14 protein-coding genes and 1 tRNA gene are annotated in these 17626 nt (G+C 70.2%); 8 read left to right on the top strand and 7 right to left on the bottom strand.

What is annotated here, in order from left to right:
- Positions 1-58 precede the first annotated feature (58 nt).
- Genes ACZ58N_RS11990 through ACZ58N_RS11975 form a run of 4 tightly spaced genes read left to right on the top strand, consistent with a single transcriptional unit; the run spans position 59 to position 4499 of the window.
- Positions 59-991 (top strand): branched-chain amino acid ABC transporter permease, encoded by a 933-nt coding sequence (locus tag ACZ58N_RS11990; protein ID WP_362878767.1) that lies wholly within the window; start codon positions 59-61, stop codon positions 989-991.
- Positions 992-996: 5 nt separating this feature from the next.
- Positions 997-2715: a branched-chain amino acid ABC transporter permease gene (locus ACZ58N_RS11985; protein WP_471158318.1), complete on the top strand. Its 1719-nt coding sequence runs from the start codon at positions 997-999 to the stop codon at positions 2713-2715.
- 3 nt (positions 2716-2718) lie between these two features.
- Positions 2719-3786: an ABC transporter ATP-binding protein gene (locus ACZ58N_RS11980; RefSeq protein ID WP_471158017.1), complete on the top strand. Its 1068-nt coding sequence runs from the start codon at positions 2719-2721 to the stop codon at positions 3784-3786.
- The gene (locus ACZ58N_RS11975; protein WP_281206693.1) at positions 3783-4499 is read left to right on the top strand and encodes an ABC transporter ATP-binding protein; all 717 of its coding nucleotides are present in this window, start codon (positions 3783-3785) and stop codon (positions 4497-4499) included. Before ACZ58N_RS11980 ends, ACZ58N_RS11975 begins: the two co-directional genes overlap by 4 nt.
- 78 nt (positions 4500-4577) lie before the next feature.
- Here ACZ58N_RS11975 and ACZ58N_RS11970 read toward each other — a convergent pair whose 3' ends face one another.
- Positions 4578-5237: an ANTAR domain-containing response regulator gene (locus ACZ58N_RS11970; protein WP_389703198.1), complete on the bottom strand. Its 660-nt coding sequence runs from the start codon at positions 5235-5237 to the stop codon at positions 4578-4580.
- Between the two features lie 92 nt (positions 5238-5329).
- Between ACZ58N_RS11970 and ACZ58N_RS11965 the strand changes: the two genes are divergently transcribed.
- From ACZ58N_RS11965 to ACZ58N_RS11955, 3 genes are all read left to right on the top strand, one after another.
- Positions 5330-5412 (top strand) — tRNA-Leu (locus ACZ58N_RS11965).
- An 86-nt stretch (positions 5413-5498) separates the two neighbouring features.
- Positions 5499-6287 carry a helix-turn-helix domain-containing protein gene (locus ACZ58N_RS11960; protein ID WP_471158016.1) on the top strand — a complete coding sequence of 263 codons (789 nt, stop codon included), beginning with the start codon at positions 5499-5501 and terminating at the stop codon, positions 6285-6287.
- 73 nt (positions 6288-6360) lie between these two features.
- Positions 6361-6612 carry an EF-hand domain-containing protein gene (locus ACZ58N_RS11955; protein ID WP_389703200.1) on the top strand — a complete coding sequence of 84 codons (252 nt, stop codon included), beginning with the start codon at positions 6361-6363 and terminating at the stop codon, positions 6610-6612.
- A gap of 28 nt (positions 6613-6640) precedes the next feature.
- On the opposite strand, the gene ACZ58N_RS11950 is transcribed toward ACZ58N_RS11955, so the two are convergent.
- From ACZ58N_RS11950 to ACZ58N_RS11940, 3 genes are all read right to left on the bottom strand, one after another.
- The gene (locus tag ACZ58N_RS11950; protein ID WP_471158015.1) at positions 6641-7144 is read right to left on the bottom strand and encodes a GNAT family N-acetyltransferase; all 504 of its coding nucleotides are present in this window, start codon (positions 7142-7144) and stop codon (positions 6641-6643) included.
- Between the two features lie 117 nt (positions 7145-7261).
- Entirely contained in the window at positions 7262-8689 is a 1428-nt protein-coding gene (gene pyk / locus ACZ58N_RS11945; RefSeq protein WP_471158014.1) for a pyruvate kinase, read from the bottom strand.
- A gap of 167 nt (positions 8690-8856) precedes the next feature.
- A complete protein-coding gene (locus ACZ58N_RS11940) occupies positions 8857-9561 on the bottom strand; it encodes an SIMPL domain-containing protein (protein WP_471158013.1) in 705 nt (234 codons plus the stop codon).
- A gap of 130 nt (positions 9562-9691) precedes the next feature.
- On the opposite strand from ACZ58N_RS11940, the gene ACZ58N_RS11935 reads away from it, so the two are divergent.
- Positions 9692-11500 (top strand): bifunctional metallophosphatase/5'-nucleotidase, encoded by a 1809-nt coding sequence (locus ACZ58N_RS11935; protein ID WP_471158012.1) that lies wholly within the window; start codon positions 9692-9694, stop codon positions 11498-11500.
- A 23-nt stretch (positions 11501-11523) separates the two neighbouring features.
- On the opposite strand, the gene ACZ58N_RS11930 is transcribed toward ACZ58N_RS11935, so the two are convergent.
- The 3 genes from ACZ58N_RS11930 to pepN form a co-directional block, all read right to left on the bottom strand.
- The gene (locus tag ACZ58N_RS11930) at positions 11524-12933 is read right to left on the bottom strand and encodes a lysine N(6)-hydroxylase/L-ornithine N(5)-oxygenase family protein (RefSeq protein WP_471158011.1); all 1410 of its coding nucleotides are present in this window, start codon (positions 12931-12933) and stop codon (positions 11524-11526) included.
- Complete coding sequence (locus ACZ58N_RS11925; RefSeq protein ID WP_471158010.1) at positions 12930-14327, bottom strand: pyridoxal phosphate-dependent decarboxylase family protein; 1398 nt, start codon at positions 14325-14327, stop codon at positions 12930-12932. The genes ACZ58N_RS11930 and ACZ58N_RS11925 overlap by 4 nt, the downstream gene beginning before the upstream one ends.
- Positions 14328-15030: 703 nt before the next feature.
- A complete protein-coding gene (gene pepN / locus ACZ58N_RS11920) occupies positions 15031-17535 on the bottom strand; it encodes an aminopeptidase N (RefSeq protein WP_471158009.1) in 2505 nt (834 codons plus the stop codon).
- Positions 17536-17626: the final 91 nt, after the last annotated feature.

The following is a 17626-nucleotide window of genomic DNA, read 5'->3' as shown; positions in this document are numbered from 1 at the left end:
GGCGCAAACAGCGCCCTCGCGCGGAGTCTTATCCGACACGCTCATCGGAGGCCCTGCGGTGCACGAACTGCCGCAACAGCTGGCCAACGGCCTGGCCCTCGGTGCCCTGTATGGCCTCATCGCCATCGGGTACACCATGGTCTACGGCATCGTCCAGCTCATCAACTTCGCCCACGGCGAGATCTTCATGATCGGCGGCTTCGGCGCCCTCACCGCCTACGCCATCCTCCCGACCGGCACCTCCCTGCTGATCGCGATACCCGTCATGATCATCGGAGGCTCCCTCGTCTCCGTCCTCGTCGCCATGGGAGCCGAACGCTTCGCATACCGTCCCCTGCGCAGCGCACCCCGGCTCGCACCCCTCATCACCGCAATCGGCCTCTCGATCGCGCTGCAACAGCTCGTGTGGCAGTTCTACCCGGACGCCAAGAAGGCAGTCAGCTTCCCCGAGTTCAAGGGCGAGGCCTTCAAGCTCACCGACAGCCTCTCCATCCAGCGCGCCGACGCGTTCGTCCTCATCCTCGCCCCGCTCTGCATGCTCGCCCTCGGCGTCTTCGTCTCGAAGAGCCGCAGCGGCCGCGCCATGCAGGCCACCGCGCAGGACCCGGACACCGCGAAGCTGATGGGCATCAACACCGACCGCATCATCGTCATGGCCTTCGCCATCGGTGCCGCGTTCGCCGCCGTCGCCGCCGTCGCCTACGGCCTCGACAAGGGCCAGATCAACTTCGAAATGGGCTTCATCCTCGGCCTCAAGGCGTTCACCGCGGCCGTCCTCGGCGGCATCGGCAACATCTACGGAGCCATGGTCGGCGGCGTCGTCCTCGGCCTCGCCGAGGCCCTCTCGATCGCCTACATCGAAGAGATCCCCGGCATGCAGCAGCTCGGCGGTGGAGCCTGGTCCAACGTCTGGGCGTTCGTACTCCTCATCGTCGTCCTCCTCGTGCGGCCCCAAGGCCTGCTCGGCGAGCGCGTCGCGGATCGGGCGTGAGAACCATGACCACCAACACCACCCAGAACGACACGGTCAAGCAGGCCACCAGCCCCACCGCACTGCTCTACGCGGTCATCGGCGGAAGCCTCCTCACCGTCGTCAGCGCCTTCCTCGCCTGGACCTGGACCGCCGAGTTCCCCGGTGACCTCACCTACTACGGCAGCCCGGCACCCATCCAGTTCCTGAGCCTCGTCGGCGCCCTCCTCACCGCCGCCCACGCGCTCTCCGGACTCGGCGTCAAGGGCCTGCGCTGGCTCACGCCCACCGGCACCCGCAAGCCCGTGTGGATCCTCTCGCTCGGCACCCTTGCCGGCACCTGGTTCACCGTCCTGGCCATCGCCTGGGTCCTCGGCGGCTTCGCCCACCTGGAGCCCGGCGCCTACGTCGCCCTCGTCGGCTCGCTGATCCCGGCCCTCGCCGCGTTCAAGCTCCCCGACGACAGCCACAAGGCCGCCCCCGCCAAGAAGCTCGCCTCCTGGGTCGAGATCGTCATCATCGCGGTCTCCTTCGCCGTCGGCCTCTTCGTCGTCACCTTCGGCATCGACACCGACGACAAGGAGCCCCAGCTCTTCGTCACCTACCTGATCATCGTCGGCTTCGCGGCCACCGCCCTGCTCAAGTCGGGCCTCTTCGACCGACTCGGCACCCTCACCGCGAACAACCGCCAGGTCACCCTGATCGCCACCGCCGCCGCGGCGATCACCTTCCCCTTCATCCAGCAGAGCGGCGACACCTACACGCTCATCGCGGTCAACATCCTGATCTTCGCGACCGTCGCCCTCGGCCTCAACGTCGTCGTCGGCCTCGCGGGTCTCCTCGACCTCGGATACGTCGCCTTCCTCGGCGTCGGCGCCTACGCCGCCGCCCTGGTCTCCGGCAGCACCGCCTCCGCCTTCGGCATCCACCTGCCCTTCTGGGCAGCGGTCATCGTCGGCGCCCTCGCCTCGCTCATCTTCGGCGTGGTCATCGGAGCACCCACCCTGCGCCTGCGCGGCGACTACCTCGCCATCGTCACCCTCGGCTTCGGAGAAATCTTCCGCATCGCCATGGGCAACCTCGACGGCACCTCCGGCCCCGACATCACCAACGGCCCCAACGGCATCCCCAACATCCCCCACCTCGAACTCTTCGGGTGGAACTTCGGGGAGTCCCACACGGTCGGCGGCATCGTCCTCGGCGCCTACGCCAACTACTACTTCCTGATGCTGCTCGTGATGGCCCTGGTCATCGTGGTCTTCGCCCGCGCCGGCAACAGCCGCATCGGCCGCGCCTGGGTCGCCATCCGCGAGGACGAGACCGCCGCCGAAGCCATGGGCATCAACGGCTTCAAGGTCAAGCTCATCGCCTTCGCCCTGGGCGCCACCCTCGCCGGCCTCGCCGGCACCGTCCAGGCACACGTCAACAGCACGGTCGTCCCCGAGAACTACGTCTTCGCCGGGCCCGTCCCGCCGAACTCCGCGTTCCTCCTCGCCGCCGTCATCCTCGGCGGAATGGGCACCATCCGCGGCCCCATCCTCGGCGCCGCACTGCTCTTCCTGATCCCCGCGAAGCTGGCCTTCCTCCAGGACTACCAGCTCCTCGCGTTCGGCATCGCCCTCATCCTGCTCATGCGCTTCCGCCCCGAAGGCCTCATCGCCAACAAGCGCGCGCAGCTTGAGTACCACGACGACACCGCTGGCCAGGCCCCCACGGACCTCGCCACCGCCAAGGCGGGTGCATAAGCCATGACGACCAGCGCGACCACCGACACCACCACCAAGACCACCGTCCTCGAAGCCAGCGGCGTCACCATGCGCTTCGGCGGCCTCACCGCGGTCAAGGGCGTGGACCTCAAGGTCAACGCGGGCGAGATCGTCGGCCTCATCGGCCCCAACGGCGCCGGCAAGACCACCTTCTTCAACTGCCTCACCGGGCTGTACGTCCCCACCGAGGGCACCGTCAGCTACAAGGGCACCGTCCTGCCGCCCACACCCCACAAGGTCACCGCCGCAGGCGTCGCCCGCACCTTCCAGAACATCCGGCTCTTCCACAACATGACCGTGCTGGAGAACGTCCTCGTCGGACGCCACACCCGCACCAAGGAAGGCCTCTGGTCCGCCCTCCTGCGCGGACCCGGCTTCAAGAAGGCCGAAGCCGCCAGCGAAGTGCGGGCCATGGAACTCCTGGAGTTCATCGGCCTCCAGCACAAGGCCCAGCACCTCGCGAAGAACCTGCCGTACGGCGAGCAGCGCAAGCTCGAAATCGCCCGCGCCCTCGCCAGCGACCCGGGCCTCATCCTGCTCGACGAGCCCACCGCCGGCATGAACCCGCAGGAAACCCGCGCGGCCGAGGAACTCATCTTCGCCATCCGCGACATGGGCATCGCCGTCCTCGTCATCGAGCACGACATGCGCTTCATCTTCAACCTGTGCGACCGCGTCGCCTGCCTCGTCCAGGGCGAGAAGCTCATCGAGGGCACCGCCTCCGAGGTCCAGGGCGACGAACGCGTCATCGCCGCCTACCTCGGCACCCCCTTCGAAGGCGCCCCCGGCGCCGAGGAGGCCGCCGAGGTCCAGGCCGCCGAGGCCCACGCCGGAGCGACCAAGGCCGACGCCGTCGAAACCCCGGCCGTCGAAACCCCGGCGGAGGTCGAAGCCCCCGCGGCGACGACCCCAACCGAGGCCGAGGCCCCCGCGGCCGAAGAGGCTTCCGACGAGGCCCCCGCGGCCGAACCGGACCCCGAAACCGGCCCGGACACGAACAGCACCACCGGCACCACCGGCACCACCAGCACGGAAGGAGAGACCAAGTGACCGCACTCCTCAAGGTCCAGGACCTCAAAGTCGCCTACGGCAAGATCGAAGCCGTCAAGGGAATCTCCTTCGAAGTCAACCAGGGCGAGATCGTCTGCCTCGTCGGCACCAACGGCGCCGGCAAGACCACCACCCTGCGCACCCTCTCCGGGCTCCTCAAGCCCACCAGCGGCAGCATCGTCTTCGACGGCCAGCCCCTGGCGAACGTCCCCGCCCACAAGATCGTCGCCATGAAGCTGGCCCACTCCCCCGAGGGACGCCACATCTTCCCCCGGCTGACGATCACCGAGAACCTCCAGCTCGGCGCGTTCCTGCGCACCGACAAGGAGGGCATCGAGAAGGACATCCAGCGCGCCTACGAGCTCTTCCCCATCCTGGGAGAGCGCCGCAAGCAGGCCGCCGGCACCCTCTCGGGCGGTGAGCAGCAGATGCTCGCCATGGGCCGCGCGCTCATGTGCCAGCCCAAGCTGCTCATGCTGGACGAGCCCTCCATGGGCCTGTCCCCGCTCATGATGCAGAAGATCATGGCGACCATCGCCGAGCTCAAGGCCACCGGGACCACCATCCTGCTGGTCGAGCAGAACGCCCAGGCGGCCCTTTCGCTGGCCGACAAGGCGCACGTGATGGAGATCGGCAAGATCGTGCTCTCGGGCACCGGCCAGGAACTCCTGCACAACGAGGACGTCCGCAAGGCCTACCTCGGCGAGGACTGACCGCACCCCGCACCAACGCCGTGAGGCCCGTCTCCCCTCGGGGGGAGACGGGCCTCACGGCGTTCCGCGGACCACGGCCTACTTGGCCGCGTTCTGCTGCTGCTTCTTCTCCTCGGCGTCCTCGATGACCGCCTCGGCGACCTGCTGCATGGACATGCGGCGGTCCATGGAGGTCTTCTGGATCCACCGGAAGGCCGCGGGCTCGGTGAGCCCGTACTGGGTCTGCAGGATGCTCTTGGCCCGGTCGACCAGCTTGCGGGTCTCCAGACGCAGGGAGAGGTCCGCGACCTCCTTCTCCAGCGCCTTCAGCTCGGCGAAGCGGGAGACGGCCATCTCGATGGCCGGCACGACGTCGCTCTTGCTGAACGGCTTGACGAGGTACGCCATGGCGCCGGCGTCCCGGGCCCGCTCGACGAGGTCGCGCTGCGAGAACGCGGTCAGCATCAGCACGGGGGCGATGGACTCCTCCGCGATCTTCTCGGCGGCGGAGATCCCGTCCAGGACGGGCATCTTCACGTCCAGGATGACGAGGTCCGGGCGGTGCTCGCGGGCCAGCTCGACGGCCTTCTGGCCGTCCCCGGCCTCACCGACGACGGAGTAGCCCTCCTCCTCCAGCATTTCCTTCAGGTCGAGACGGATGAGCGCCTCGTCCTCGGCGATGACGACGCGCGTCGTCAGCGGCGGAACGTGCGACTGGTCGGCGTCGGGCGTGGGCGTCGACTCGTGCTCGGCGGTCACGGGGGCTCCTCTTTGCGGGGCGGTGCTGCTTGGATGAGCCTACCTAGCAGCGGCGCCGCCCGGTCACCCGGTACACTCCGACATGCAGCCCGGCCGGGTTGGTGGAATGGCATACACGGATGTCTCAAACACATCTGCCCGTGAGGGCTTGCGGGTTCGAGTCCCGCACCCGGCACCTGTCCGAAAAGCGGACGTTCACCTTCGCGTGAACGTCCGCTTTTTGCGACTCAGGGCGATTCCATCTCACGCACAGTGGCGACCATGGAATTCCATCGGGCGGAAACCCGGAATGCGGCCATAGCCCTGCTGCGCAACGGCACGCCCAACGCCCAGGTGGCACGTCGGCTCGGCGTGCCGGTCGGCACGGTCGGCTATTGGAAACACATGGACCTCGCCGAGCACGGCGCGTGCCCCGGTCGACATCAGTCCCAGTGCCCCCACTGCCTGGACAGTCCGCTCGACGCGGAAGCGTATGCGTACGCATTGGGTCTCTATCTCGGCGACGGCCACATATCCCACTACTCGCGGCACCGCGTGCCCAACCTGATGATCACGTGCGACGACGCATGGCCGGGCATCATGGACCTGGCCGAGCGGGCCCTGCGCCGTGTGTTCCCCACGAACAAGGTCTGCCGCGTCCGTAGGACGGGGTGCCACAACATCAAGGTCTACTCGCAACACCTTGAGTGCCTGTTCCCGCAGCACGGGCCGGGAAAGAAGCACGAGCGGCCGATCGTGCTCGAACCCTGGCAGCGGGAAATCGTCGACGCCCATCCATGGGAGTTCGTCCGCGGACTGATCCACTCCGACGGCTGCCGGATCACGAACTGGACCAACCGCACCGTCGGCGGGGTCACCAAGCGGTACGAGTACCCGCGGTACCTCTTCACCAACAAGTCGGACGACATCCGGAAACTCTGCACCGACACCCTCACCGGGCTCGGCGTCCGGTGGACGGTCCTGGCCCGGGCCGGCGAGCCGTTCAACGTGTCCGTCGCGCGCAAGGAGTCCGTCGCGCTCATGGACGCGCATGTCAGGCCCAAGCACTGACCCCCGCTCCCGGCGCGCGGGGCCGCGCGTAGGGTGCGTGGGGGATGCGGGACCGTGAGAAGGGGACTCCGTGATGAGCGAGAAGGCTCGCAAGTTGTTCGAGGCGTTGGATCTGAACCACGACGGGGAGCTGACCCGGGCGGAGGTGATCAGCGCTTTGCGGGCGCAGGGGCCGACGCTGGCGGCTCGGGGCGATCTGCCGTTCTGGGGTGTGGGTGACGCGGACGCGTCGTCGGCGTTGTTCGACGAGGCGGATCAGAACGGGGACGCGGTGTTGTCGTTCGAGGAGTTCGCGCGGGTGGTGGACCGGCGGTTCGGTTGGTAGGCGGGCGGCAGTCGGCGGGCGGGCGGGCTCAGTCCTCGGTTTCGGTGTGGTGGATGCGTAGGCCTCGGCGCCGGTAGTTGAGGAGGGCGGTGGGGTGGTCGTCGGAGTTGGTGTGGAGCCGGACCCGGTGGACCGTTTCGGCGTCGAGCGGGGTGGTGGCCCATGCCTGTGCGAGGGCCAGGGTCAGGGCGTGGCCGCCGAGTCCTCGGCCGATGTGTTCGGGGAGCAGGCCGAAGGTGCGGATCTCCACGTCGCCGCCGGGGTGGGGTTCGAGTGCGGTGATGCCGACGGGCTCGTCGGCGAGGGTGATCAGCCAGTACTCGCGGTGGGGGTGGGTGCGGGCGAGTTCGTCCCACTGTTGGTCGGTGCGGGTGGAGCTGCGCCAGCGGTGGGCGGCTCCGACGCGGGCCTGGATGGTGCGCGCGAGGGCGGTGAGGCCTGCTTCGCGGCGGAGTTCCAGGGTGGGTACGGGTCGCCCCGGTCGTAGTTCGCCGGGGTCGGTCATCTCCAGGTGCGTGATGGTGCGGGGCATCGCGCCACCGTACCCGCGCCGTGCGGCGGGCGGGGGGCGGGGTCCCTCCGTCTTGCCGGGTGGGCCGCTGGGTCGGTGGTGCGGGTTGGCCGGCAAGTGGTGGAGGGACGGGGTGGGTCAGCGTACGGCGTCGCCGATGTGGTGGATGCGGACGAGGTTGGTCTTGCCGCTGACGCCGGGGGGTGAGCCGGCGGTGATGACGACGATGTCTCCGGGTACGCAGCGTCCGATGCGCAGGAGTTCTTCCTCGACCTGGGCGACCATGGCGTCGGTGGAGTCGACGTGGGGGCCGAGGAAGGTTTCGACGCCCCAGGTGAGGTTGAGTTGGGAGCGGGTGGCCTGGTCGGGGGTGAAGGCGAGGAGGGGGATGGGTGAGCGGTAGCGGGAGAGTCGGCGGACGGTGTCGCCGCTCTGGGTGAAGGCGACGAGGAACTTGGCGCCGAGGAAGTCGCCCATTTCGGCTGCGGCTCGGGCGACGGCTCCGCCTTGGGTGCGGGGCTTGTTGCGTTCGGTGAGGGGTGGGAGGCCCTTGGCGAGGATGTCCTCCTCGGCGGCTTCGACGATGCGGGCCATGGTGCGGACGGTTTCGATGGGGTGTTTGCCGACGCTGGTCTCGCCGGAGAGCATGACGGCGTCGGTGCCGTCGATGACGGCGTTGGCGACGTCGGAGGCCTCGGCGCGGGTGGGTCGGGAGTTGTCGATCATCGAGTCGAGCATTTGGGTGGCGACGATGACGGGTTTGGCGTTGCGCTTGGCGAGTTTGACGGCGCGCTTCTGGACGATGGGGACTTGTTCGAGGGGCATTTCGACGCCTAGGTCGCCGCGGGCGACCATGATGCCGTCGAAGGCGGCGACGATGTCGTCGATGTTGTCGACGGCTTGGGGCTTTTCGACCTTGGCGATGACGGGGAGGCGGCGGTCCTCCTCGTCCATGATGCGGCGGACGTCGTGGATGTCGTGGCCGCTGCGGACGAAGGAGAGGGCGATGACGTCGGCGCCGATGCGCAGGGCCCAGCGGAGGTCTTCGATGTCCTTGTCGCTGAGGGCGGGGACGGAGACGGCGACTCCGGGGAGGTTGAGTCCCTTGTGGTCGGAGACCATGCCGCCTTCGATGACGCGGGTGTGGACGCGAGGTCCGTCGACCGCGGTGACTTCGAGGGTGACGCGGCCGTCGTCGACGAGGATGCGTTCGCCGGTGGTGACGTCGGTGGCGAGTCCCTTGTAGGTGGTGCCGCAGGTGTGGCGGTCGCCGGGGTGTTCCTCGACGGTGATGGTGAACTCGTCCCCGCGTTCAAGGAGTACGGGGCCTTCGCGGAAGCGGCCGAGTCGGATCTTCGGGCCTTGAAGGTCGGCGAGGATTCCGACGCTGCGGCCGGTTTCGTCGGAGGCCTTGCGTACGTGGTGGTAGCGCTCCTCGTGTTCGGCGTAGGTGCCGTGGCTGAGGTTGAAGCGGGCGATGTCCATTCCGGCTTCGACCAGGGCTTTGATCTGGTCGTACGAGTCGGTGGCGGGGCCCAGGGTACAGACGATTTTGGCTCGGCGCATGGGTCGAGCGTATGCCCCTACCAGGGAGTAGGAAATTGGTTGCGGGTGTCTGCTCAACAACCTTTGGGCGAAAGCTTGTTGACAACTGTTGAATGTGCATGGGGGTGCTCATCGGAGCACCCCCGTGGCGCGTTTTGTACGGTTTCGCTCGCGGTTTGCTCGGACCGTCAGAGTTGCGGCGGGGTCATCGTGAAGCGGGCGTTCACCTGTGCGTGGACGGTTTGGCGCTGGGGTTCGAGGTCGAGGGGCGGGGCGGTGTCGTCCTCGATGGCGCCGCCGAAGGCCATGCTGCGCATCGCGCTGCCGCCGGGGCGGGTGAAGGGGGTCTCGTTCTCGGCCTCGATGTCGGCGAGTTCGACGAGGGCGGCGAGGTCGGCGCCGAGGGCGTGGGCGTATTCGCGGGCGCGTTGGACGGCTTCGAGGACGGCTTGGCGGCGGGCTTCGCCGTGGGCGGGCGAGGTGGGGCGCAGGGCCCACCAGGGGCCGTCGACGCGGGTGAGTTCGAGGTCGGCGAGGCGGGTGGTGAGTTCGCCGAGGGTGGTGAAGTCGTTGAGTTCGGCGGTGATGTGGACGCGGCCGTGGTAGGCGCGGACGCGTTCGGCGCGGCCGTGGCGGGTGAGTTCGGGGGTGATGGAGAAGGAGCCGGTTTCGAGCTTTTCGACGGGTTCGCCGTAGCTCTTGAGGAGTTCGAGAACGGTGTTGTTGCGGCGGGTGAGGTCGTCGAGTGCGGTGCGGCGGTCGGTGCCGCGGGCGCTGACGGTGACGGTGATGCGGGCGATCTCGGGGTCGACTTCGAGGCGGGATTCACCGCGGACGGCGACGCGGGGCACTTCGGGGGTTCCGTAGGGCTGGTGTGCGGTGTCGTTGGTCATGTTTTCCACTGTCGCACCGTGGTCCGTGGGGGGTGTGGTCATCGGATCGAAACCTGGTGGGGGTGTTGCCGCTTGTTACTCGTGGGTCAGAATCTACGCGCGTTGTTCAGGGCCTCACGAGGGAGATGGCATGACGTTCGACCGTAGGAAGTTCATGGGGGCTTCGGCCGCGACGGGTGCGGCCGTGGCGTTGGCGGGGGCCACGAGCACCCCGGCCGCCGCCGCGCAGGAGCACGGGGGCGTGCGGGGGAAGGGGCCGCGGACGTACGCGTTCACGGTGATGGGGACGACGGACCTGCACGGGAACGTCTTCAACTGGGACTACTTCACGGACAAGGAGTTCGACGACAAGGCGCACAACGATGTGGGTCTGGCGAAGATCTCGACGTTGGTGAGTCGGGTGCGGGCGGAGAAGGGGCGGCGGAACACGCTGCTGATCGACGCCGGTGACACGATCCAGGGGACGCAGCTCTCGTACTACTACGCGAAGGTCGATCCGATCACGGCGCGGCGCGGGCCGGTGCATCCGATGGCGCAGGCGATGAACGCGATCGGGTACGACGCGGCGGCGTTGGGCAACCACGAGTTCAACTACGGGATTCCGGTGCTGCGGAAGTTCGAGGAGCAGTGCGACTTCCCCCTGTTGGGGGCGAACGCGCTGGACGCGAGGACGCTCCGGCCGGCGTTCGCGCCGTACAGCATGCACCGTTTGCGGACGCCGTTCGGGCGGGACGTGAAGGTGGCGGTGCTGGGGCTGACGAACCCGGGGATCGCGATCTGGGACAAGGCGCACGTGCAGGGGAAGATGACGTTCCCGGGTCTGGAGGAGCAGGCGGCGAAGTACGTGCCGCGGCTCCGCTCGATGGGTGCCGATGTGGTGATCGTGTCGGCGCACTCGGGGTCGAGCGGTACGTCGAGCTACGGCGACCAGTTGCCGCACGTGGAGAACGCGGCGGGTCTGGTGGCGGAGCAGGTGCCGGGGATCGACGCGATCCTGGTGGGGCACGCGCACACGGAGATCCCGGAGTACCGGGTGAAGAACCGGGCGACGGGCAAGGACGTGGTGCTGTCGGAGCCGCTGAAGTGGGGTCAGCGGTTGACGCTGTTCGACTTCGAGCTGGTGTGGGAGCGGGGCTGCTGGTCGGTGTCGAAGGTCGCGGCGAAGGTGTTGAACTCCAATGCCGTGGAGGAGGACCCGAAGATCACGCGGTTGTTGTCGGACGAGCACCGCAAGGTGGTGGCGTACGTCAACCAGGTGATCGGTACGTCGACGCAGGCGATGTCGACGGCCGAGGGGCCGGTGAAGGACGTGCCGGTGATCGATCTGATCAACCACGTGCAGGCGGAGACGGTGCGGGCGGCGCTGTCGGGTACCGAGTGGGCGTCGTTGCCGGTGGTGTCGCAGGCGTCGTGCTTCTCGCGGACGGCGTCGATACCGGCCGGGCAGGTGACGATCCGGGACGCGGCGGGGCTGTACCCGTTCGAGAACACGCTGGAGGCGCGGCTGCTGACGGGTGCGCAGTTGAAGGACTACCTGGAGTACTCGGCGCGGTACTACGTGCGGACGGCGCCGGGTGCGCCGGTGGATCCGGCGGCGTTGACGAACGCGGAGGGGATTCCGGACTACAACTACGACGCGGTGTACGGGTTGGCGTACGAGATCGACGTGGCGCAGCCGGTGGGGTCGCGGATCGTGGGGTTGTCGTTCGCGGGGAAGCCGGTGGATCCGGCGGGGCGGTTCGTCCTGGCGGTGAACAACTACCGGGCCTCGGGCGGGGGCAACTTCCCGCACGTTCCGCAGGCCAGGCAGTTGTGGGCGGATTCGGACGAGATCCGTAACACGATCGTCCAGTGGGTGAAGGCGAAGGGGACGGTGGATCCGGCGGCGTTCGCCTCGGTGGATTGGCGGCTGACGCGGGCCGGGGTGCCGGTCTTCTAGCGGGGCCGCCGTTCGGGGGACGGTTACGGGTGTTCGACGAGCGGGAGCAGCTCGCCTGCGGGATGGGGGCGGGTGTGCTCCCGCTGTTCGAGGCCGAAGGTGGTGAAGGCGGTGCGGCGGGGCTGGGGGTAGGGCTCCTTGTCGGTGAGGGTGTTGAGGATGGCGGCGCTGCGCCAGGCGGCGAGGCCGAGGTCGGGGGCTCCGACGCCGTGGGTGTGGCGTTCGCCGTTCTGGACGAAGACGGTGCCGGTGACGGAGGGGTCGAGGACCATGCGGTGGCGGTCGTCGATGCGGGGGCGGCCGGAGGAGTCCTTGCGGATGTAGGGGTCGAGGCCGGCGAGGATGCGGGTGAGGGGGCGTTCGCGGTAGCCGGTGGCGAGGACGACGGCGTCGGTGGTGAGGCGGGAGCGGGTGCCCTGCTGGGTGTGTTCGAGGTGGAGTTCGATCTTGGTGGTGCCGACGCGGCCGGCGGTGCGGACGTTGACGCCGGGGGTGAGGACGGCGTCGGGCCAGCCGCCTTCGAGGGTGCGGCGGTAGAGCTCGTCGTGGATGGCGGCGATGGTGGCGGCGTCGATGCCCTTGTGGAGTTGCCATTGGGCGGGGACGAGTTGGTCGCGGACGGGTTCGGGGAGGGCGTGGAAGTAGCGGGTGTAGTCGGGGGTGAAGTGTTCGAGGCCGAGCTTGGAGTACTCCATCGGGGCGAAGGACGGGGTGCGGGCGAGCCAGCTGAGGCCTTCGCGGCCGGTGGGGCGGCTGCGGAGCAGGTCGAGGAAGACCTCGGCTCCGGACTGGCCCGCTCCGATGACGGTGACGTGGGCGGCGCCGAGGATGCGTTGCCGGTTGTCGAGGTATTCGGCGGAGTGGATGACGGGGACGGTGGGGGCTTCGGCGAGGGGGCGCAGGGGGTCGGGGACGTGGGGGGCGGTGCCGATGCCGAGGGCGAGGTTGCGGGTGTGGGAGCGGCCGAGGGCTTCGGCTTCGCCGTCGGGGTCGATCCGGGTGTAGTCGACCTCGAAGAGGTCGTGTTCCGGGTTCCAGCGGACGGCGTCGACCTGGTGGCCGAAGTGGAGGCCGGGGAGGCGGCCGGCGACCCAGCGGCAGTAGGCGTCGTACTCGGCGCGTTGGATGTGGAACTGCTCGGCGAAGTAGAAGGGGAAGAGACGTTCCTTTTGCTTGAGGTAGTTGAGGAACGTCCAGGGGCTGGTGGGGTCGGCGAGGGTGACGAGGTCGGCGAGGAAGGGGACCTGGAGGGTGGCTCCGTCGATGAGGAGGCCGGGGTGCCAGCGGAAGTCCCGGCGTTGGTCGTAGAAGGCGGTGGCGAGGGGGCCGATGCCTTGTTGGGGGAGGCCGTGGGCGAGGGCGGCCAGTGAGAGGTTGAACGGGCCGATTCCGATTCCGACGAGGTCGTGGGGGGCGTCGAGTGGGGCGGTCATCGGTGGGTCCTGCCTTCCAGGAGGGTGACGAGGGTTTCCAGGTCCTGTGCCGTGGTGTGGGGGTTGAGGAGGGTGGCTTTGAGCCACAGTCGGCCGTCGGCGGTGGCGCGGCCGAGGACGGCGGTGCCGTCGTGGAGGAGGGTTCGGCGCAGGGTCGCGAGGTGGTCGTCGTCCGTGGGGGTGGGCCGGAAGAGGACGGTGGTGAGGGTGGGGGGTGCGTGGAGTTCGAAGCGGGGGTGTGCGTCGAGGAGTCCGGCGAGGTGGTGGGCTGCGGTGGTGGTGCGGTCGATGAGGTCGGCGAGGCCGTCGCGGCCGAGTGAGCGCAGGGTGACGGCGATCTTGAAGGCGTCGGGGCGGCGGGTGGTGCGCAGGGAGCGGCCGAGGAGGTCGGGGAGGCCGGCTTCGGTGTCGTCGGTGGCGTTGAGGTAGTCGGCCTGGTGGGCGAGGGGGGTCAGCTGTGCGCGGTCGGGGACGACGAGGAGTCCGGCGGCGACGGGCTGCCAGCCGAGTTTGTGGAGGTCGACGGTGAGGGATCGGGCGCGGGTGAGGCCGTCGACGAGGTGGCGGTGGCGGGGGCTGAGGGCGTAGGGGCCTCCGTAGGCGGCGTCGATGTGGAGGTCGGCGCCGTGGTGGTCGCAGAGGTCGGCGAGGGCGTGGAGGGGGTCGACGAGGCCGGCGTCGGTGGTGCCGGCGGTGGCGGTGACGAGGACCGGGCCGGTGGTGCGGGCGAGGGCTTGGGCGAGGTCGGCGGGGTCGAGGGTGCCGGTGGGGGTGGGGAGGACGGTGGTGGGGCGCAGGCCGAGGAGCCAGGCGGCGCGGGGTACGGAGTGGTGGGCGCTGGCTCCGTGGAGGACGGTGAGGTGGGGGCCGTGGCGTTCGCGGGCGAGGAGGAGGGCCAGTTGGTTGGCTTCGGTGCCGCCGGTGGTGAGGAGGGCGTCGGGGTGGGGGGTTGCGTAGAACTCGGCGGCGAGGGTGCGGGTGAGTTCGGCTTCGATGGTGGAGGCGGCGGGGGCCTGGTCCCAGGAGTCGAGGGAGGGGTTGAGGGCGCTCGCGGCGAAGTCGGCGGCGGTGGCGACGGCGAGCGGCGGGCAGTGCAGGTGGGCGGCGCACAGGGGGTGGGCGGGGTCGGCGGCGCCGGCGGCGAGGGTGTGGACGAGGGTGCGGAGGGCTTCGTGGTCGCCGGTTCCGTGGGTGGGGAGTACGTCGCCGAGTGCGGTGCGGACGCGTGCGGTGACGGTGTCGGGGCCGCCGGCGGGGAGGGGGCCGCCGCGTTCGCGGGTTCCGGTGCGCAGGGCGGTGAGGACGGTGTCGATGAGGGGCCGGAGGGCGTCGGCGCCGCCGGGGCCGCCGGCGAGGGGTGGCGGTGGTGGCGGGGTGCGGGGCGGCTCGGTCATCGGGGGTCCTTCACGCGGCTGGGCGGGGACAGCGTGGTCCCCGCCCGATACAACGATCAGACCCGAATGGGGTAACCGCCGGGGTTTGTCCGGTGCGGTGCTGTCGGCCGGGCGTTCGGGTCCGGGGCGGCGGGGGCCCGCGGGGCTGACGCCGCGGGCGGGCCGGGGACCGGGCCGGGGGTCGTGGGCGGAGCCGGGGGCTGGGGGCCGGGACGGGGTGGCGGGCCTGGGACCGGGGGCCGGGCCGGAAGCCGGGGGCCGGGGGCCGGGCCGGGGCCAGGGCGAGACGACGCGCCGGGGCAAGGACCGGGGCCGGGCAACGGGCTGAGCCGGGCAACGCGCCCGGGCAAGGGCCCGGCCGGGGCAAGGGCCTGGCCACCCGCCGGGGCAAGGACCGGGACCGGGCAACGGGCCGGGCCCGGGCAACGCGCCGCGCCGGGCCGGGCGAGAGGGCGGACGGCGGGCAGGTGCCCGGGGTGGGCCGGGACGGGGTGGCGGGCCTGGGCCGGGGGCCGGGTCGGGGGCGGGTCAGGCGCCGAGGACGGGCCGGGGGCGTGGGCGGAGCCGTGCATCGGGGGTACCGGTCGGTTGCCGGTGGTCCGGGCAACAGCCGTACGGGTAACGGAAGTTGGGGAGACGGCGGGTGTGCGTCGGGCGCCGGGGGCCGGACGCCGTCCCGGGGGGCGGCGTCCGGTGGGGTGGGTCAGGCGGGGGTGCGGACGCGCAGGGCTCGCGCGAGGTCGTCGAGTTGGTCGACGACCTTGCGGCGCAGCAGCGGGATGAGGTCGGGGTCGTCGAGGCAGGTGTGTCCGGCCCGGAGGTTGGCCTCGTCGACGGCGTACGCGGGGAACGCCCAGCGGCCCGCGGCTTCGGCGATGGCGGGGCCGCGGCGGGCCCCGAGGGCGACGGCCTCGGGGTAGTAGCGCGGGACGTACTCCTTCACGAGGTCAGCCTGTTCGGGTTGCCAGAAGCCCTGGGCGGTGGCGGTGAAGAGGTAGTTGGAGAGGGTGTCGTCGTGGAAGAGGCGCTGCCAGGCGGCGGCCTTGGCCTCGGGGGTGGGGAGGGCGGCGCGGCAGCGGGCGGCGCCTTCGCTGCCGGTGGCGCTGGGGTCGGCGGCGAGGGCGGCGTCGATGGTGTCCTCGTCGGCGGCCCCGAGGACGCTGAGGCGGGCGAGGATGCGCCAGCGCAGTTCGGGGTCGAGTTCGGGGCCGCCGGGGACGGTGCCGTCCGCGAGCCAACCGGCGAGGGTGTCGGGCTGGGTGGCGCTGTCGATGAGGACGCGTACGGCGGCGAGCCGCAGGCCGGGTTCGGTGCCGTCCTCGGTGCGGCGGAGCAGGTTGCGGGTGAGGGAGGTGATGAGGGTGAGGGCGGCGCCGCGTTCGGTGGGGGCGAGGTAGCGGTCGGCGATCTGGGTGCGGGCGAAGCCGAGGACGCCTTGGACGACGGCGAGGTCGCTCTCGTCGGGGAGGTGGGCGTCGGCGGTGGTCAGGTAGGCGCCGGGTTCGAGTTCGCCGTCGCGGACCATGTCGCGCAGGGAGCCCCAGACGACGGCGCGGGTGAGGGGGTCGGGGATGCGGGAGACGCCGCGCAGGGCGGTTTCCAGGGAGGGTTCGTCGAGGCGGATCTTGGTGTAGCCGAGGTCGCCGTCGTTGAGGACGAGGAGGTCGGGGCGGGGTCCGCTGCCGGAGAGGACCTCGTCGGAGGGGACGTCGATGCCGAGGAGTTCGCCGCGTTCCAGGAGGCCGTCGGGGGTTTCGTGGTAGGTGCCGGCGGTGATGTGGTGGGGGCGGCTGCCCTTGTGGTCGACGGTGAGGGTCCATCCGCCGGGGCTTTCCTCGATGCGGGGGGTGAGGGTGTCGACGCCGGTGGTGCGGAGCCAGATCCGGGCCCAGGCGTGGACGTCGCGGTCGGTGTGGGTGGCGAGGGAGTCCACGAAGTCGGCGAGGGAGGCGTTGGCGAACCTGTGGCGGGCGAAGTGGGTGTTGATGCCGGCCAGGAAGTCCTTCTCGCCGAGCCAGGCGACGAGTTGGCGCAGGGCGGAGGCGCCCTTGGCGTAGGAGATGCCGTCGAAGTTGAGGAGGGCGGAGGCGGTGTCGGGGACGTCCTCGGGGGCGGGGGCGACGGGGTGGGTGGAGGGGCGTTGGTCGGCGTCGTAGCCCCAGGGCTTGCGGACCATGCCGAATTCGGTCCAGGTGCCGGTGAAGCGGGTGGCTTCGGTGAGGGTCTGGTAGCCCATGTACTCGGCGAAGGACTCGTTGAGCCAGATGTCGTCGAACCAGGCGAGGGTGACGAGGTCGCCGAACCACATGTGGGCCATCTCGTGGGCGATGACCATGGCGCGGCTCTGGCGTTCGGTGTCGGTGACGGCGGAGCGGAAGACGAACTCGTCGCGGAAGGTGACGAGGCCCGGGTTCTCCATGGCCCCGGCGTTGAATTCGGGGACGAAGGCCTGGTCGTAGGAGTCGAAGGGGTAGGGCTCGGCGAACTTCTCGTGGTAGCGGTCGAAGCAGTCGGTGGTGACGGAGAGGATCTCTTCGGCGTCGGCGTCGAGGTGGGGTGCGAGGGACTTGCGGCAGTGGATGCCGAAGGGCAGTCCGGCGTGCTCGGTGGTGATGCTGTGCCAGGGGCCGCCGGCGACGGCGGCGAGGTAGGTGGAGATGACGGGGGTGGGGGCGGACCGCCAGATGCCGGCGCCGTCGGTGTCGCGGTCGCCGGTGCGGGTGGTGATGCCGTTGGCGAGGACGGTCCAGTGGGCGGGGGCGGTGACGGTGAACGCGAAGACGGCCTTGAGGTCGGGCTGGTCGAAGGCCGGGAAGACGCGCTGGACGTCGTCCATGAACATCTGGGAGTAGACGTACGTTTCGCCGTCCGCGGGGTCGGTGAACCGGTGCAGGCCCTCGCCGGTGCGGGAGTACCGCATGCGGGCGTCGACGCGCAGCTCGTGGTCGCCTTCGGTGAGGCCGGCGAGCGGGAGGCGGTTGTCGGTGAGGGCGGCGGTGTCGAGGGGCCGGCCGTCGAGCGTGGCGGAGCGCAGTTCGTCCGGTTTCAGTTCCACGAAGGTGTCTCCGGCGGCGCGGGCGGCGAAGCGGATCACGGTGGTGGAATCGAAGGTGTCGTCACCGGTGGTGAGGTCGAGGGTGACGGCGTAGTGGTGGACGTCGAGGAGCTGGGCTCGGAGCTGCGCTTCGTTGCGCGTCAATGCGGACATGGGGCCATGCTGCCCGACGGGGACGCCCGGACCCAGGGGGTTCGGGCGGGTGGCCGCGGCGTCGCTCCGCGGCGGTGGCGGCGGGCGCCGT

This window comes from Streptomyces sp. NPDC040432 (genome assembly GCF_055595445.1).
Note: the sequence above shows the minus strand (reverse complement) of the source record. Positions and strands in the feature narration are given on the sequence as shown.

Bases quoted from the DNA above. Each gene is read 5' to 3' on its own strand.
- ACZ58N_RS11950 (WP_471158015.1), bottom strand. From the start codon at position 7,144: ATGCCCCGCACCATCACGCACCTGGAGATGACCGACCCCGGCGAACTA.
- ACZ58N_RS11955 (WP_389703200.1), top strand. From the start codon at position 6,361: ATGAGCGAGAAGGCTCGCAAGTTGTTCGAGGCGTTGGATCTGAACCAC.
- ACZ58N_RS11960 (WP_471158016.1), top strand. From the start codon at position 5,499: ATGGAATTCCATCGGGCGGAAACCCGGAATGCGGCCATAGCCCTGCTG.
- ACZ58N_RS11925 (WP_471158010.1), bottom strand. From the start codon at position 14,327: ATGACCGAGCCGCCCCGCACCCCGCCACCACCGCCACCCCTCGCCGGC.
- pyk (WP_471158014.1), bottom strand. From the start codon at position 8,689: ATGCGCCGAGCCAAAATCGTCTGTACCCTGGGCCCCGCCACCGACTCG.
- ACZ58N_RS11980 (WP_471158017.1), top strand. From the start codon at position 2,719: ATGACGACCAGCGCGACCACCGACACCACCACCAAGACCACCGTCCTC.
- ACZ58N_RS11930 (WP_471158011.1), bottom strand. From the start codon at position 12,933: ATGACCGCCCCACTCGACGCCCCCCACGACCTCGTCGGAATCGGAATC.
- ACZ58N_RS11935 (WP_471158012.1), top strand. From the start codon at position 9,692: ATGACGTTCGACCGTAGGAAGTTCATGGGGGCTTCGGCCGCGACGGGT.
- ACZ58N_RS11985 (WP_471158318.1), top strand. From the start codon at position 997: ATGACCACCAACACCACCCAGAACGACACGGTCAAGCAGGCCACCAGC.
- ACZ58N_RS11940 (WP_471158013.1), bottom strand. From the start codon at position 9,561: ATGACCAACGACACCGCACACCAGCCCTACGGAACCCCCGAAGTGCCC.
- pepN (WP_471158009.1), bottom strand. From the start codon at position 17,535: ATGTCCGCATTGACGCGCAACGAAGCGCAGCTCCGAGCCCAGCTCCTC.